General features: G+C 45.6%; 15 protein-coding genes. 6 read left to right on the top strand and 9 right to left on the bottom strand.

Annotated elements, in window-relative coordinates; all coding sequences use genetic code 11:
- Positions 1 to 4: 4 nt before the first annotated feature.
- From L0660_RS20005 to L0660_RS19995, 3 genes are all read right to left on the bottom strand, one after another.
- Positions 5 to 1,618 (bottom strand): acyl-CoA carboxylase subunit beta, encoded by a 1,614-nt coding sequence (locus L0660_RS20005; protein WP_235161066.1) that lies wholly within the window; start codon positions 1,616 to 1,618, stop codon positions 5 to 7.
- 122 nt (positions 1,619 to 1,740) lie between these two features.
- Positions 1,741 to 2,706, bottom strand: coding sequence for an MlaD family protein (locus L0660_RS20000; RefSeq protein WP_235161065.1), 966 nt, complete (start codon positions 2,704 to 2,706; stop codon positions 1,741 to 1,743).
- 41 nt (positions 2,707 to 2,747) lie between these two features.
- A complete protein-coding gene (locus L0660_RS19995; RefSeq protein ID WP_026632835.1) occupies positions 2,748 to 3,542 on the bottom strand; it encodes an N-acetylmuramoyl-L-alanine amidase in 795 nt (264 codons plus the stop codon).
- Positions 3,543 to 3,659: 117 nt separating this feature from the next.
- On the opposite strand from L0660_RS19995, the gene L0660_RS19990 reads away from it, so the two are divergent.
- Positions 3,660 to 6,518 (top strand): putative LPS assembly protein LptD, encoded by a 2,859-nt coding sequence (locus L0660_RS19990; RefSeq protein ID WP_235161064.1) that lies wholly within the window; start codon positions 3,660 to 3,662, stop codon positions 6,516 to 6,518.
- Between the two features lie 106 nt (positions 6,519 to 6,624).
- Here the strand turns inward: L0660_RS19990 and L0660_RS19985 are convergent, their stop codons facing one another.
- The gene (locus tag L0660_RS19985) at positions 6,625 to 7,020 is read right to left on the bottom strand and encodes a DUF1573 domain-containing protein (RefSeq protein WP_026632059.1); all 396 of its coding nucleotides are present in this window, start codon (positions 7,018 to 7,020) and stop codon (positions 6,625 to 6,627) included.
- A 209-nt stretch (positions 7,021 to 7,229) separates the two neighbouring features.
- On the opposite strand from L0660_RS19985, the gene L0660_RS19980 reads away from it, so the two are divergent.
- From L0660_RS19980 to L0660_RS19965, 4 genes are all read left to right on the top strand, one after another.
- Positions 7,230 to 9,638, top strand: a complete 2,409-nt coding sequence (locus tag L0660_RS19980; RefSeq protein ID WP_235161063.1) for a thiamine pyrophosphate-dependent enzyme — start codon at positions 7,230 to 7,232, stop codon at positions 9,636 to 9,638.
- Positions 9,568 to 10,242, top strand: a complete 675-nt coding sequence (locus L0660_RS19975; RefSeq protein ID WP_235161062.1) for a sugar transferase — start codon at positions 9,568 to 9,570, stop codon at positions 10,240 to 10,242. The genes L0660_RS19980 and L0660_RS19975 overlap by 71 nt, the downstream gene beginning before the upstream one ends.
- Positions 10,243 to 10,340: 98 nt before the next feature.
- Positions 10,341 to 11,009: an acetyltransferase gene (locus L0660_RS19970; RefSeq protein WP_235161061.1), complete on the top strand. Its 669-nt coding sequence runs from the start codon at positions 10,341 to 10,343 to the stop codon at positions 11,007 to 11,009.
- Complete coding sequence (locus tag L0660_RS19965) at positions 10,936 to 12,063, top strand: aminotransferase class I/II-fold pyridoxal phosphate-dependent enzyme (protein WP_235161060.1); 1,128 nt, start codon at positions 10,936 to 10,938, stop codon at positions 12,061 to 12,063. The genes L0660_RS19970 and L0660_RS19965 overlap by 74 nt, the downstream gene beginning before the upstream one ends.
- 64 nt (positions 12,064 to 12,127) lie before the next feature.
- Here the strand turns inward: L0660_RS19965 and L0660_RS19960 are convergent, their stop codons facing one another.
- From L0660_RS19960 to L0660_RS19945, 4 genes are all read right to left on the bottom strand, one after another.
- Positions 12,128 to 12,994 (bottom strand): FKBP-type peptidyl-prolyl cis-trans isomerase, encoded by an 867-nt coding sequence (locus tag L0660_RS19960; RefSeq protein WP_235161058.1) that lies wholly within the window; start codon positions 12,992 to 12,994, stop codon positions 12,128 to 12,130.
- A gap of 77 nt (positions 12,995 to 13,071) precedes the next feature.
- Positions 13,072 to 13,734, bottom strand: a complete 663-nt coding sequence (gene nth, locus L0660_RS19955) for an endonuclease III (protein WP_235161057.1) — start codon at positions 13,732 to 13,734, stop codon at positions 13,072 to 13,074.
- A gap of 61 nt (positions 13,735 to 13,795) precedes the next feature.
- Positions 13,796 to 14,044 carry a hypothetical protein gene (locus L0660_RS19950; RefSeq protein ID WP_233799053.1) on the bottom strand — a complete coding sequence of 83 codons (249 nt, stop codon included), beginning with the start codon at positions 14,042 to 14,044 and terminating at the stop codon, positions 13,796 to 13,798.
- Positions 14,019 to 14,618, bottom strand: a complete 600-nt coding sequence (locus tag L0660_RS19945; RefSeq protein ID WP_026632052.1) for an RNA polymerase sigma factor — start codon at positions 14,616 to 14,618, stop codon at positions 14,019 to 14,021. Before L0660_RS19945 ends, L0660_RS19950 begins: the two co-directional genes overlap by 26 nt.
- A 381-nt stretch (positions 14,619 to 14,999) precedes the next feature.
- On the opposite strand from L0660_RS19945, the gene L0660_RS19940 reads away from it, so the two are divergent.
- The gene (locus L0660_RS19940) at positions 15,000 to 15,695 is read left to right on the top strand and encodes a YjjG family noncanonical pyrimidine nucleotidase (RefSeq protein WP_235161056.1); all 696 of its coding nucleotides are present in this window, start codon (positions 15,000 to 15,002) and stop codon (positions 15,693 to 15,695) included.
- On the opposite strand, the gene L0660_RS19935 is transcribed toward L0660_RS19940, so the two are convergent.
- A complete protein-coding gene (locus L0660_RS19935; protein WP_235161055.1) occupies positions 15,692 to 16,582 on the bottom strand; it encodes a trypsin-like peptidase domain-containing protein in 891 nt (296 codons plus the stop codon). The genes L0660_RS19940 and L0660_RS19935 overlap by 4 nt on opposite strands.
- Positions 16,583 to 16,589: the final 7 nt, after the last annotated feature.

Below are 16,589 nucleotides of genomic sequence, written 5' to 3'. Positions count from 1 at the left end.
AAAATTAAACCTGCATCACACCCACATTAAAAGGTTTCTCGATGGGAGCCTGATCTGCGGCTGCAATGCCTATGGAGATAATTTTCCGGGTTTCCACCGGATCAATGATGCCGTCGACCCATAACCGTGCCGCGGCGTAATAAGGAGATAATTCCTGGTTGTAGCGATCTGTGATTTCGTCGAGCAATGCTTTTTCGGCTTCGGGCGTAATGGTTTCGCCTTTTGCTTTTAATGTTGCTGTTTGCACTTGCAGCAGCGTTTTGGCTGCGGTTGCGCCGCTCATCACCGCCATTTGAGCCGTGGGCCATGCGAAGATCAACCGCGGATCATACGCCTTTCCGCACATGGCATAATTGCCTGCGCCATAAGAATTCCCTACGATGAATGTGAATTTCGGAACCACAGAATTGGCGACGGCATTTACCATTTTAGCGCCGTCCTTAATGATCCCACCCTGCTCGGCACGGCTTCCAACCATGAAGCCGGTTACGTCGTGGAAGAAGATGAGCGGGATTTTTTTCTGGTTACAATTCATGATAAACCGCGCTGCCTTATCAGCCGATTCACCATAAATCACGCCTCCCATCTGCATTTCGCCTTTACCTGATTTCACCATTTTGCGCTGATTCGCCACGATTCCCACAGCCCAGCCATCCACGCGGGCATAAGCACAAATCAAGGTTTTGCCGTAATCGGGCTTGTATTCGTCGAGTTCCAAGTCGTCCACAATGCATTCCAGAATATGGCGCATGTCGTAGGGTTTGAGCCGGTCGGTGGGAAGCAATGTGTAAATTTCTTCGGGATTGCGTTTGGGTTGTATCGTTGGTTTTTTGTCAAAACCTGCGGAAGCAGGTCTTCCTATTTTGTCAATGTGGCGCTTAATGGCGTCCAGACAGGATTTATCATCGGGAAACTTGTTGTCAGTGACGCCGGAAATTTCGCAATGCATGGACGCGCCGCCCAATGATTCGGAATCCACATCTTCCCCTATGGAGGATTTGACCAGATAAGGGCCCGCCAGATAAACGGAACCTGTGCCTTCGACAATGAATGCTTCGTCAGACATGATCGGCAGATAAGCCCCGCCGGCCACGCAACTGCCCATAATAGCCGAAATCTGGACAATTCCCATCGCTGACATTTGCGCATTATTCCTGAAAATCCTTCCAAAATGCTCCTTATCAGCAAAAACCTCGGCTTGCATAGGCAGATAAACGCCCGCGCTATCCACGAGATAAATGACCGGCAGGCGGTTTTCCATCGCAATTTCCTGCGCACGAAGATTCTTTTTGGCTGCAATAGGAAACCATGCGCCTGCTTTTACCGTGGCATCATTGGCCACGATCATACATTGTTTTCCCGAAACATAACCAATTCCAGCAACCACGCCACCGGATGGGCAACCGCCTTCATTGGCATACATGCCATCCGCAGTGAATGCACCGATTTCCAGAAAATAAGAATCCGTATCGACCAGGTAATCAATACGTTCTCGCGCTGTGAGCTTGCCTTTTTTATGCTGGGCCTCGATTTTCTTCTGACCGCCACCGAGTTTTACCTGCTCGAATTTTTCTTGAAGAACCTGGATCAAATGGGGAAGACTTTCTTGACTGGTCATATTGATGAAGTAATGTAATGCGCCACTGGCCGGAAGGTCAGGTTTATTTTCAAAAATAAAAAGTCGTTTACCCGTAAGCAAACGACTTTAATTTTATTTGAAAATGCCTGAAACTGAAATGTCTATTTGATGACCGTGGTTGTATCGAGCGGGGATTCGGACGGGCCTTTGTCTTTTTTACCAAAAACGGAAATGTTAATGTAACGCTTCGGATGTTCTCGGAGGTTGGTCAACAGCTTGTTGAGGCTTACCATCGTGCGGTCAATGTTATTGTAAAGCGTTTCGTCCTTAATAAGCTTTCCGGCAGTGCCTTTGCCCGATTCCACACTTGCCAGCAAGGTATGCAGTTCGCCAATGGTCCTGTTGGCATTCTGCACCGTTTCGCCCAGCCGCAAAGCATTAAGCGAGTCTGCTAATGTGCCTGTTTTGGCCAAAAGCGGCTTCAATTCCTTTTCTGTTTCGACCAGGGAAGTGGAAAGTTTGTTCAGATTGGAGGTCAGGGCGACCAGATTAGCGCGGTTTTCATTCAGTAACCCCTGCAAATTCGTCCCGGTCTGGTTGTAGTTCTTCAAAACCTGGTTCAAGATCAAACCGGTTTCTTTAAACCCCATTACCACTACATCCAGGTTCTTAATGAGCGAATCGGCGTGATTTACGAGCGGTAATGCCTGCTGTTGCAAAACGGCAGAAATGCCCGCTTCCTTTCGCGAAACCAACGTATCGCCATCCTGCAAAGCCGGGCCGGTTCCCATGGCGAGATTAACGACTTTTCCACCCAGTAAACCGCCATCCGCGAGGATTGCAGCCGTTCCAGCAGGAATAACAATACTTTTCTGCACATCGACGCTTACCAGCAACCGGTTCTTTTGATTTTGCAACAATCTGATTTCCTGCACTCGGCCCACATTCAAACCATTCAGCAGCACCGGATTGGAGGCTGTCAGACCGTCAATGTTGTCGTAAACCACGTAGTACTGATGTGTTCTGGAAAAAACGTCGGAGCCTTTTAGGATGTGAAAGCCGAAATATAACATGACAATGGCGAAAACGGCCATTATCCCAACTTTTGCTTCTCTTGATATTTTCATGGGCTAATGTATTGAACTCGAAATATAAGATATCGCCGTATTTACCGGTCCATATCTTTCTTGTATGCCATAAACGCCTGATGAATGGATTCCGCCACTTCTTTCTGCCCTTCTTCTGAACCCAGATATTCCTCTTCATCCGGCGTGGATAAAAAGCCTGTTTCGATTAAAACACTGGGCATAGCGCATCTCCATAGCACTAAAAACCCGGCTTGTTTTACACCGCGGCTGTCGCGATCGGACACAGATTGAAATTTCTTTTCAATCAGATCTGCGAGGCGAAGGCTGCTGGAAATAAATGCACTCTGGTAGTTGGCGAGCATGATGTGCGCCAATGGTGAGTTTGGATCGAAGCCCTTGTATTTTTGCTTATAGTTCGTTTCCTGCAAGATAACCGAGTTTTCACGCTTCGCAACGTCCAGGTTTCCTTGTGTTTTGTGCAAACCCATCACGAATGTTTCCGTTCCTCTCACGGACCGGGAGCTCGGTGTTGCATTGCAATGGACCGAGATAAAAAGGTCGGCATTGTTGCGGTTTGCAAAAGCAGAGCGCTCACCTAATTCAATAAAAACGTCAGTTGATCTGGTATATAGTACTTTTACTTCCGGAGTTTCTTCTTTGATCTTTCGCCCGAGTTCAAGTGCAACTGCCAGTGCTACGTCTTTTTCTTTGGTAACACGTCCGCGCGTCCCGGGATCTTTACCACCATGGCCTGCGTCGATGACCACCGTTTTTACTTTGCTGGATCTGGCCGGTGCGGCATCATCTTGAATTACAAAAGCGAGGCTTACAAAAAGGACACTTACTACAATTACTAATTTAAGAACTTTTAACATTATTTTTTAATTAGGGCGTTACTCGTTAGAGGTTTCTCTGCTAATTTTGAAATTCGTTATGCAAAAATACGCTATTTGTTAGAACTGAAAAGAAAGGCGATTATTATATCGTCAGTAGTGGCAGCGTTTCTTATATTCAGCACAGTCGCCTGTGTACAGCAACGCACTAAGAGAACCGGGAAAAATCAGGGTAAGCCGAACGTCACAACTTCTGCCAAACAGACAGCGGACTCTCTCCTTGCTGTAAAAAAACAAGCTGGCATCGACACAACCGGTGCCGGGAAGAATGCTGCGTCCGTCAATGGTACAGTTGCACGGGGCGATACTTCCCTCACTAACAAAGGATTAGCAGATTCCACCGCGGTAGATTCTTTATCAAATCAGGACGATCTCCAAAACACGGTTAAATATACGTCAGAGGATTCGACGATCACGGATGCGGTTTTAAAGCAGGTGCATTTGTATGGAAATGCAGAAGTGACTTACGGGACTATTAACCTGAAAGCCAGTTATATACGGCTCAACTGGATCACCAATGAAGTTTATGCCGTTGGAACCCCCGATCCTGCCGACTCTACCTCAAAGAAAACGATCGGCGATCCCATATTTCAGGATGGGCCTGAGACTTACAATACCAAAGAAATCCGGTATAATTTCAAAACAAAAAAGGCCTTGATTCAGGGCATTGTAACGCAGGAAGGGGATGGAAACATTCGTGGTGAAAAGGTAAAAAAGGATGCGGAAGGCAATTTTTACATTCGCCATTCCATGTATACGACCTGTAATCTGACACATCCGCATTACTACATCAATGCGCCGAAGATTAAAATGGTGAATAAAAAGCAGGTTATTTCCGGGCCATTCAACCTGGTAATCAGCGATGTTCCGTTGCCTATTGCGCTTCCTTTCGGGTTTTTCCCTTTTCCAAAAAAGAAAGAAAACGGAACTTCCGGGATCCTTTTCCCTACGTATGGTGAGGAGCCTAATGGACGTGGGTTCTACCTGCGGGAAGGTGGCTACTACTTTGCAATCAGTGAATACATTAATGCATCAGTAACCGGGCAGATTTACTCAACCGGCAGCTGGGGTTTGGGCGTGGCTTCTACTTATTCCAGGCGTTACCAGTACAATGGTAATTTCGCATTGCGGTTCAATAAAAATAAGTCGAGTGACGAGGTGGACAGGGATCTTGGCCGCGGACAAACCAATGATTTCAGCATTATATGGTCGCATGCGCCGAGGCCGCGCGGGAATTCGCAGTTTTCTGCAAATGTGAATGTGAGCAGCAACAGTTACAACCAGTTACAGGAATTTGAAACCAATAAATACATTTCCAATGTCGCGAGTTCGTCCGTTCAGTATAACCGTACTTTCGGGCAGTTCATGCGCGCTGCGGCGAGTTTGCGGGTAAACCAGAATTTCGGGCAAATTGATCCTGCTGACGGAAGAAAGAAAAATGGTAAGACCAACGTTTCGACCGATTTCAGCTTTGGCGTAAACCAGATTGCGCCTTTCGCATTAAAAGGCGGGCGGGGACGCTGGTATGAAAGCTTCCGTCTTGGACTCGATTTCAGTGGTAACTACGCATTGACCAACTCGCTGACTGCAATAGATACTTCTTCATCAAGCCTGGGCTTCTCGATCATTAACAACGTTGACCCGACACGCGCTAACAAAACCAAAGTAGTTGAATTTAACCTTAATAATCTTCCCCAAATGTTGAAGGATGCGCAGTTCACGGGCCGTTACAGCCTGCCGATTTCACTTCCTAACTTCAAAGTTTTACGTTTCGTGAATGTTACGCCGAGCCTTTCCCTGCAAGGTGAAGTTTTTACCAAACAATACGCTTATTCAGTTGAGAAAAACCAGGTCCGCATTGATACATTAAGGCAGGCCGGAACTGAATATTCTTACAACTTCGGTGCGGGTGTCAATACGCGTTTTTACGGAACATTCTTCGTTAAAGGCAAACGACTGGAAGCAATCCGCCACACGGTTATCCCTTCATTATCATTCACTTACACGCCGGATTTCACGGGTGATGCTTTTGGTTTTTATCAAAAAGTAAACATTAAAAACCGCGGTCTGGACCGGGAATACTCATTATCCAGATTTAGGGGCGTGGGAACGGGCGTGAGCAACGGGCAGGCTTCGAGTGTCGTTTCTTTTAGTTTGAACAACTCATTTGAAATGAAACTCAAAACAAAAAGCGACACGGCTGCGCAACAGTTTGAAAAAGTGTCGTTGCTGGATAACCTGAGTTTGGGAGGAAATTATAACCTGCTGGCCGATTCGCTGAACCTGTCCAACATTACGGTGAACGCCAATGCAAGAATTGGTAAGAACCTGAACTTGAACTTCAATATGAACCTGGATCCTTACGCATATGAGGCGAATCCACGGGTGTTGAGCAATCAGGTGGGAACGAGGGTGAATAAATATGCCATTACGCAAGGTCAGGGATTGGCCAACCTGCAAAATCTGGGCTTTACATTAGGGACCAGTTTTGCACCGAAAAGCTCTGACAAGACAAAACCTGTGGTGCCACCAGCGAACGGAAACCCGACCGTTACTGAGGAGCAGCGTGAGTTTATCGCCCAAAACCCTGAACTCTATGTAGATTTCAATATTCCCTGGAATGTGTCGCTGAACTATAACTTCGGCCTTACCAAGCCTGGACTTTCGAGAGCACAACTCATTCAGGCCGTTCAGGTTACGGGGGACCTCAGTTTGTCCAAAAACTTCAAGGTCAGTGTAAATACGGGTTTCGACTTCACTGCATTTGAGCCTACTATTACGTCCTTAACCCTTTACCGCGACCTGCATTGCTGGGATATGAGTTTCAGCTGGACGCCGTTTGCGGGAAGTGCTTCACGTGTAAGCAATTACAACTTCACATTGAAAGTAAAATCCAGCATTCTGCAGGATTTGAAAGTAACCCGCCGCCGTTCGTTCTACGACAGGTCTGCTTACTAGCATGAGGGGTTAACATTCAGCTCAGGCCATTAACACAACATTCATTTAAAGCAAAAAAATGGCAGCCCTCCCCGGACTGCCATTTTAATTAAATAACCGTTAAGGGTTATTTTGAAGATTTTGCTGCTGCTTTCGGAACAACTTCACCATTCAGGTATAATGTAATCGAACCTCCTTCGGTGTTGCTGAAAACAGTTACAGGCTTATTAAACGGACCTGCTGCGGCTGCGTTGAATGTAGCTTTTACAGAACCTGTTTTACCTGGAAGCACGGGGTCTTTTGACCAAACCGGCGTTGTACATCCGCAAGATACGGTTACGTTAGAAAGTACAACCGGATCGGAACCTGTGTTAGTAAATACAAACTCGTGTGTTACAGGCGTTCCTTGTGGCACTTTACCAAATTTGTGCGTTTCTTCCTTGAATTTCAACACACCTTTTTGCGCAAAACTAACGGTGGACAAGCCTACCAATAAAACCAGCGCGGAAAAAAATACTTTCATGATACTAACTATACATTTAGTGGTGAAAAAAGTAACTAGCAAACAAGATTAAGTTATAAAACTTAAATTTAATAATCATTAACCAATATTAACAATGCGGCCGAAAGTTATACGCGCTGCTGCGGTCTTTATTATTTTCCTGCATAATTTTGGCTTGCATTCAAAAAAACGTAATTTAACTACGGATTAATTCCAAGTAAATTTTGCTTATGCTTCAAAATGATAGTTTGACCGGTTCCAGTGTGTTGAGTAAGGAAAGTATCACCAAAGACTATCGCCTTGCGTGCGAAAGTCGTCAGGTGAGTTTGCTGGGAAGGAAGGACACAATGGGTGGACGTTCGAAATTTGGCATTTTTGGAGATGGTAAGGAAGTAGCTCAGATCGCATTATCGAGGGCCTTTCAGCTGGGTGATTTTCGCTCGGGATACTACCGCGACCAGACCATTGAGGCGGCGCTTGGCAACATTACATGGCAACAGTTTTTCGCACAAATGTACGCCCACGCCGATCTCGAACATGAGCCTAGCACAGGCGGGAGGTCCATGAACGGCCATTTTTCTACGCGGTGGCTGGACGAAGAAGGCCAGTGGCTGGACCAGACAAAACTCTATAATTCAGTTTGCGATATTTCTTCTACGGCAGGCCAGATTCCACGCGCCGTGGGGCTTGCATACGCTTCAAAATTATTCAGGAACAATAAAGACCTGCACGATCTGACCAACTTTACACGCCAGGGAAATGAAATTGTTTTCGCAACGATCGGTGACGCTTCCACTTCTCAGGGCATGTTCCTGGAAGCAATGAATGCGGCCGGTGTTTTGCAAATTCCATTGCTGACTTCGGTTTGGGATGATGGTTATGGCATCTCGGTTCCTGTTGAATATCAAACTACAAAGTCCAGCATTTCCAAAGCGCTGGCAGGTTTGCAGCGCAATGAGGAAGAGCCTGGATTAGAAATATTTACTGTAAAAGGCTGGGATTATCCGGCCATTATCGAGACATACCAGCGGGCCGCAGCGCTCTGCAGGGCAGAGCAGGTTCCTGTTTTAGTCCATGTTACCGAGCTCACCCAACCACAGGGACATTCCACTTCGGGCTCTCACGAGAGATACAAATCCAAGCAGCGCCTGAAATGGGAAAATGACCAGGACTGCAATGTGATATTCAGGAACTGGATCCTGCAAAATGGTTATGCAACGGACGAGGAACTGGAACAGATAGAAATTGAGGCCAAGGAAACTGCTCATAGCGCCCGTAACCAGGCCTGGCAGGCTTACCGCAAGGAACTAGATAAAGAATATCTCGAAACGATCCAGCTCCTGCAGGATGCCATGCGTTCAAGCGCGCATGCCAATGAACTGAGTAATATAGTCCTGGAACTCTCCAAAACGTATTTACCGGTAAGACGGGATATGGTTTCCAGCATTCGAAAAGCATTGCGGTTGCTCGGCAGAGAAGATAATCCGTCGAAAGATGCGCTCAAAGCCTCCCTTCAAAATAGCCTGAAAGACAATGCACAGCGTTTCAGCACCTATCTTTACAGCGATTCTGCCGACTCGCCGTTAAATGTCCCCCCGGTAAAACCCGAATTTTCAGAAGAAAGCCCGACCGTTGATGGCCGTGAGGTCATTCGTTCTTATTTCAATGCGCTTTTCGAAAGAGATCCGCGCGTGGTGACATTGGGTGAAGACGTCGGTTTCATTGGAGATGTAAACCAGGGGTTAGCCGGCTTGCAGGAAAAATTCGGTGAATTAAGAATTACTGACACGGGAATCCGGGAAACAACGATCGTAGGCCAGGGAATTGGCATGGCCATGCGCGGATTGAGGCCGATTGTGGAAATTCAATATTTTGACTACATCTATTACGCACTGGCAACGCTCACAGACGATCTGGCAACACTGCGTTACCGGACAGCTGGCGGTCAAAAAGCACCATTGATCGTTCGTACGCGCGGGCACAGGCTCGAAGGGATCTGGCACTCGGGCTCGCCGATGGGCACCATGCTGAGCAGCCTCCGCGGAATTCATGTTATTGTGCCAAGAAATTTTGTGCAGGCGGCTGGATTTTATAATACATTAATCAAAGGCGACGATCCGGCGCTGATCGTTGAACCACTGAATTCTTACCGGCAAAAAGAAATTCTTCCAGATAATATAGGCGAAATCTGCGTCCCATTGGGCGAACCTGAAATAATTCGTGAAGGAAATGACATTACCATTGTGACCTATGGTTCAATGTGCCGTATAGTAATGGAAGCCGCTGCTCAATTGCAAAAATCAGGCATTGAAGCAGAGGTTATTGATGTGCAGACTTTGTTGCCTTTTGACATTCACAGCCGCATTTCGGAATCGGTCAAAAAAACCAACAGGGTTATTTTCGCTGACGAAGATTTGCCGGGAAGCGCTTCTGCTTATATGATGCAGCAAGTGGTTGAGAAGCAAAATGTTTATCGCTGGCTGGATTCTGCACCCATAACCGTTTCGGCGAAAGATCACCGTCCTCCATATGGATCGGATGGGGATTATTTCTCTAAACCAAATGCAGATGACATCTTTGAAGCAGCTTATCGGATCATGCAGGAAGCCAACCCGGAACATTACCCGGAGCTTTTCTAACGCGTTTAATGCTGTTTATTTCGAAATAGGAAAAAGACTTTCAGATATATTTTTAGCGGCGACCGGACTAATCATCCTGTCGCCGCTTTTTTTTATAATATCCTTTGTCCTTTGGTTTGAAACCAAAGGCAATGTGTTTTTTTGTCAGTTGAGGCCTGGATTGTATGGGAAGATTTTCACTATATACAAATTCCGGACATTAACCGACGTCCAAAGCACTTCATATCAGCCAAATGCTCCGCCGTCTATCTCACGATTCGGCAAATTTCTTCGCAGATCTTCATTAGACGAAATCCCCCAACTCTGGAATGTTTTAAAAGGGGATATGAGCCTGGTAGGCCCGAGACCATTGCTCCCGGAATATCTTGAAATCTACAACGCTCAACAATGCAGGCGTCACGACGTTTTGCCCGGCTTAACCGGCTGGGCGCAGGTGAACGGGCGCACTGCGATCAGCTGGGAAAAGAAATTTGAACTCGATGTCTGGTATGTTGAGAACCGTTCCTTCCTTCTGGATATGAAGATTTTGTATCTGACCTGCTCATCAATTTTCAAAAACCAAACAGAACACTCATCAGCACCATTTAAAACATTCAAAGGCTAAAATTTCAACATTCAAACATTCACTCATTCACACATTCACTCATTCACTCATTCACTCATTCACCCATTCACTCATTCACTCATTCACTTCTAACGACTATGCTCATCTACGGCGCCGGCGGCCATGCCAAAATTATCATCAGCCTGTTGCGGGATGCAGGATTTGAGATCCATGCGATCTTCGACGATGATCCGGTCGGGAAAACTTGTGCAGGATTTTCGGTTTCAAAGTATGATCCTGTGTTGCATCCCGCTCAGCCTTTAATTCTTGCGATTGGCAATAATAGGACCCGAAAGAAATTGGCCACGGACGTAAGTCACGGTTTTGCCAATGCATTTCATCTTTCATCCCTCATTGCACCTGATGTTCAGTTTGGTTACGGCAATGTGGTACTCCATCGCACTGTAATTCAAACAAATACAATTATCAGGAATCATTGCATTGTCAACACCGGTGCATTGATTGATCATGAATGCCGGATTTCGGACTTCGTTCACATTGGGCCTGGGGCGGTGCTTTGTGGTAATGTTACAATTGGTGAATGCACCTTAATTGGCGCCGGAAGTGTAGTTGTTCCCAATGTTGTTATTGGAAAAAATTGCGTAATCGGTGCGGGAAGCGTTGTTACGAGAAACATTCCTGATGGAGCCATTGCCCGCGGAAATCCTGCCCGAATCATTAAACAAACACACTATGGAAAAGAAAATCTGGCTGTCCCCGCCACATATGGGCGGGACGGAAATGAGTTACATTCAACAGGCATTTGACACAAACTGGATTGCACCGGTCGGAGCGAATGTGGATGCTTTTGAGAAGCAGATTGATGAGTTTATGGGTTACGGACATGTGGCAGCACTGTCATCGGGGACCGCGGCGTTGCATCTTGCATTGGTTTTGCTTGGCGTTACGAGAGGGGATTTCGTGATATGTCAGTCCCTTACATTCGCAGCCAGTGCTAATCCTATTATCTACCAGGGCGCGACTCCTATTTTTGTTGACAGTGAACCACTTACCTGGAACCTTTGCCCGGATGCCTTGGAAAGCGCTATCAAGCATTGTGTCAGAAAAGGCAGAAAACTCAAAGCCATCATTATTGTGCATTTATATGGCATGCCCGCGCGTATGGATGAAATTTTAACAGTATGCCATCACCACAACATTCCAATAATCGAAGACGCCGCGGAAGCACTTGGCTCTGCATACAAAGGGCAAAAGGCTGGCTCATTATGCAGATTTGGCATTTTCTCTTTTAACGGAAACAAGATCCTTACGACATCGGGTGGCGGGGCACTGTGGTCGGAAGATCCGATGGTTATTCAAAAAGCTAAGTTTTTGGCAACGCAAGCCAGAGATCCTGCACCGCATTATGCGCATTCGGTAACCGGTTACAATTATAGTTTGAGCAACATTTGCGCAGGAATAGGGAGAGGACAAATGGAGGTTCTGGAAGAAAGAATTGCGCAAAGACGGGCGAATTACGCATTTTATCAACAAACATTGAGCACATTACCCGGATTGAAATTTCAGAATGAACCTCCCGAATGCCTTTCCAATCGCTGGCTAACCGCATTGACATTGGATTTCCAACAAACAGGAATCTCTCCGCAAACACTAGTAGCAGCACTGGAATGCAAGAACATTGAATCCCGGCATTTATGGAAACCAATGCATTTGCAGCCTTTGTTTAAGGACGCGCCTTATTTCGGGGGCACCATTGCCGGTGACTTATTCCGATCCGGCATTTGCTTGCCCTCCGGTTCCAGCCTGGCGGAGGATGATTTGCAGCGCGTTACCCAAGTTATTACCAACCTTTTTGCATAAAAAAATGTCCGCGAACAATGCCGCGGACATTACTTTTACACTGATATTGAAACGCTTACGAATTCTAATCCGCTAAAACTTCTATTTCGAATTGCAATGGTGCGTAAGGCAATATTTTGTCGCCCCTACCGGTTTTTCCATATCCCAGTGCCGATGGGAAAATAATGATTGCTTTTTCTTTTTTTCTTAGTTTACGCAACGCACGGTCGAACCCTGCAATAGTGCCTCCTGATGAAGTTGTAAATGAGCTGGTGCCTTCATCAAACTTGACGTCGTCCAGAAGCTTACCTACATATTTAACTTTAACCGCTTCTCCGGCTTTAATCGTATCGCCGGTTACTTGGTTTGATCTGATAATAACCAGATTATCAGATGTGCGCTCAAAATTTTTGTAACCCTTTTTGGCAATGAGTTCATCAATCTGCTGCACTTCAGAGCGTGTCTGAATAAATTCAACTTCCAGACGGATCGGTGAATAAGCCGGAATGTTCACTTTATCCACATTTCCGGAAGCCAGATAAAAAGGCAAGAAGAATGTTGCTTTTTCGCCCGTCTTCATCAAAAATATCCCTCTCTCAATGCCACCCCAGAAAAGGTAACCTTCAACCGGGAAGGTAAAAGTTGTCTTGCTGTCCACAGTTGACGACACTACTTTGGTTCCGTCGAGCAGATAACCTGTGTATTTAATGGTTGCAGCATCTCCTCTCTTCGCAAGCTGGCCGTTCGGGTTCGCAACGCGGGTGATGTAATAAAGGCCGGAGCTGTCTCTGATTGCTTTTGATCCCAGACTGTCTGTTTTGAGATAGTTCTCGATCGCGGTCTCGTTTTCCTTCACTTTTGCCGTGTCATCCGGACCATCCGAATCCATACAACCCGACAAACCGATAAGCAGCGCAAATACGATGACCAATGATAAATTAATTCGCTTCATTTCTTTTCCTTCTTCTTTAAAATTAATGGGGACTGATACTATTAACACAGATGCTAGTAACCTTGAAATGGTTGTAATCAGGATTGAAAAAGGGAAACTTTTACATTCTTTTCGTAAAATTTACAACACTGCCTCAAGGGGCACTCCATGCATTTTGGGGTTCTGGCGAGGCAAATATAGCGCCCGTGCAGAATGAGCCAGTGATGCGCCTTATGAACGAGATCTTTGGGAATATATTTTAAAAGTTCTTTTTCAACCGCAAGTGGCGTGGTAGCCGTAAGCGGAACCAGTCCAATGCGTCGTGAAACGCGAAAAACATGGGTGTCGACAGCCATAGCAGGCTGATTGAAGATAACGGATGCAATCACATTTGCAGTTTTCCGTCCGACGCCGGGCAGCTTCTGCAAGTCATCTATGGAAGCGGGCACCTCGGAATTGAATTGCTCCACGAGCATTCTTCCCATGCCCACTAAATGTTTGGCTTTGTTATTGGGATAAGAAATGGAGCGGATGTATGTAAAAACCTCCTCCACATTAGAGGCCGCCAGTGCAACCGGATCGGGGAACCGCTCGAAAAGCGCAGGCGTAACCATGTTCACACGCTTATCCGTGCATTGCGCGGAAAGGGCTACGGCAACCAGCAACTCATAAGGACTTCCGTAATGCAGCTCAGTCTCAGGTTCAGGGAAGTTATTGGTAAAATAATCAAGGAAGAACTTGAATCGGTCTTTTCTAAGCATAGGAAAATCCTGCCTGCAAATTAATACAGGCGGTTACAAATTAAATAAAAAGACCCACCTCTTAAAAAGAAAGAGCGGTGGGTCTTTTTGGTAAAAATTGTTGGGAGTATTTGAAAACTTTCGCAACCGACGAATCCGAAGGGGTCCGAACGATTTTATCCATCTGGCTCTGAATGTCGAGCGAGTCCAGATAAAAGCTCATCAAATCATTGTCAAGCGCTAGGGCCTCAACAATCAGGTCATTTTCAGTCTCTGTTGTTTCGGCATATAAATACCTTACAACGTCATCGTAGGTAAAAGTTTTTGTCATACTGTGGGGCACGTTGGTTGAATTGCTTACGCAAGTTTATCAACGCGTAACGCATCCTGCCCAATGCCGTATTAATACTCACTCCTGTTGCATCGGCAATTTCCTGAAAACTCATGTCCTCATAGTGGCGCATGATCAAGACTTGCTTCTGAACATCAGGTAACCGCTGGATCATCTCCCGCAGTTGCTCATGTGTTTCCTGACGAATCTGGATTGACTCTACGGAATCCTCCGAAAAATCCAGCGTATTGAAAACACTGCTTCCATCTTCAAATACTACATTGGGGTAGCGTTTATCGCGTCTGAAATAATCAATGGCGAGGTTGTGTGCGATACGTATAATCCATGGCAGGAATTTGCCTTCATCATTATATCTACCACCTTTTATCGTGTCAACGGCCTTGATAAATGTATCCTGTAATAAATCCTCGGCTACATACTGGTCCTTGACAATCAGATAAATAGTGGTGTATATTCTTGATTTATGGCGCTGAACAAGCTTTTCAAATGCCTTTTCATTACCGCGGATATACAATGTTACCAACTCACTGTCGCTAACTTGGACTTTCTCCATTTTTACTATTCGATTTAGTTAACGTAGAGCGGTTCGTCGATATTGTTTCTCCTTTCTGTTTAGTGAAATATTGAACTGTCTTTTCTGTATTTTGAATTATACATATCAAAGAAATGGATTTGAAAAAGAATTTGCAAATCTTTAGGTTTCTTTTTTTTGTAAAATAAATTTCATTAACAACTGTTAACAACAAACCCCTCTTTTGAAGAATATACGTGTACTGGCTGTACGCTGTGTTCCTATTGCAATAATTAATAGAACTTATCAAATGACATACGACCCTGTTATGCCGTTTGGATCACTTCTTATTTTTTATTTATGAATTTTGGTGAATAAAAATTAAATTTCACTTTTCTAATAAAATTTGAATTTTTACCAGATATGAAATACCGGCATCTTTTCTTCGATCTGGACCATACACTTTGGGATTTTGACAGAAATTCTTCCGAATCGCTGGAAGAAATTTTTAACACATTGACCCTGATTCAGTACGGCGTATCGTCTTTGGACTCGTTTATCCAGTCTTTTTTGAAAATAAATACCGCATTGTGGGATGCATTTGACCGCGGAACGGTGCACCATACCTATATACGTGAAAACAGGTTCAAGATGGTGTTTGAAGAACTCGGCGCCAACTTGCCTCCTAATCACACAGAAATCGGCGAGGCCTATCTTCGAACATTGCCGGATAAGAAGCATTTGCTGGAAGGCGCGCTCGATCTGCTCAACTATGCGAACTCGGCTGGCTATTCCATGCACATCATTACGAATGGTTTTAACGAAATCCAGGCGAGGAAGATCGCCAGCTCGGAAATAGGCCACTTTTTTGAGAACATCATTACGTTTGACACGGCAAACGCCAAAAAGCCGGATCCTAAAATTTTCGCTTACGCATTGGAAACGGCCCGGGCGGTGCCATCGGAGAGCATTATGATCGGGGATAACTGGGTGGCCGACATTATGGGTGCGAAGCAATTTGGAATGGACACGGTTTATTATAATCCCGCCGGACTCCAGTTTGATGAGAGCCCTACATACGATATCAGGCGTCTGGAAGAATTAATGCTGATCCTTTAAACTTCCTCTTCATAGAATGTGACGTTTTTCTCGCGCAGAAATTGCTTGATCACGTCCACATGCACACATTGGCCCACATTCAGGAAAGGATAATTAGAAACCCTTTTCCTTTGTCCTTCCGTCGTCACTTCCCTGTTCACCTGGTCAAATCCCAAATGCAGGTGGCGTGTGGAGCTTTGCATGCCGTAAATGATCCCATTTGTGTCAAAAAGCGGCCCGCCACTCTGTCCTCTTAATCCTGGGGTGCTCATTTCAATACCCACAACACCATTGCTTTCACCGATATGGCGCGTAATAATGCCGTCGATCGGGAAACTCGGCGTGTTAATGCGCCCTGCTTTGAGCCACTCAATGTCACCTGTGTTTTTGTTGTATTGATAATTGGTAAATTCGGGAAATGGATAACCTAAGCGGCAGAGATATCTTCCTTGCTTTACAAGTCTGGAATCTTTTAAAAAGCGCGCATAACCCTGATATTGCTTGCTGTCATAATCCCGGAACTGAATGATCGCCAGGTCCTGAGTCGGGTGCAGGTGAATGGCCAGGCCTTTATAAGCCGTGACGCAGTTGATAAAATTAAAAAGTATCCGGATCGGATTATCGTTGCTGATCCTGTATTTGGTTTCCAGAAAAGCGCGCTGTGTTTCCAGCCCGGGATCTTTCTCAAATTTTCTGAGCTCACCCTTAAATTTGAGGTAATTCTCATAAATGGAGCTGGCATACAAGATCTGCTGCGCTACGTGCCGACAGGTGATCGCGTATCCATGTTCATTTACAAAAAACAATGTGGCAGTGCCCGGCACAATGTCACTGCCGGTGTAATAACGCAATATAAAATGAATGGGACGGGTGTACTGATCTACTTTTTCAATAGCTTCAACAAACATAAGGGCG

It is taken from the genome of Dyadobacter sp. CY351, assembly GCF_021502625.1.
Lineage (GTDB): Bacteria > Bacteroidota > Bacteroidia > Cytophagales > Spirosomataceae > Dyadobacter > Dyadobacter chenhuakuii.
Note: the sequence above shows the minus strand (reverse complement) of the source record. Positions and strands in the feature narration are given on the sequence as shown.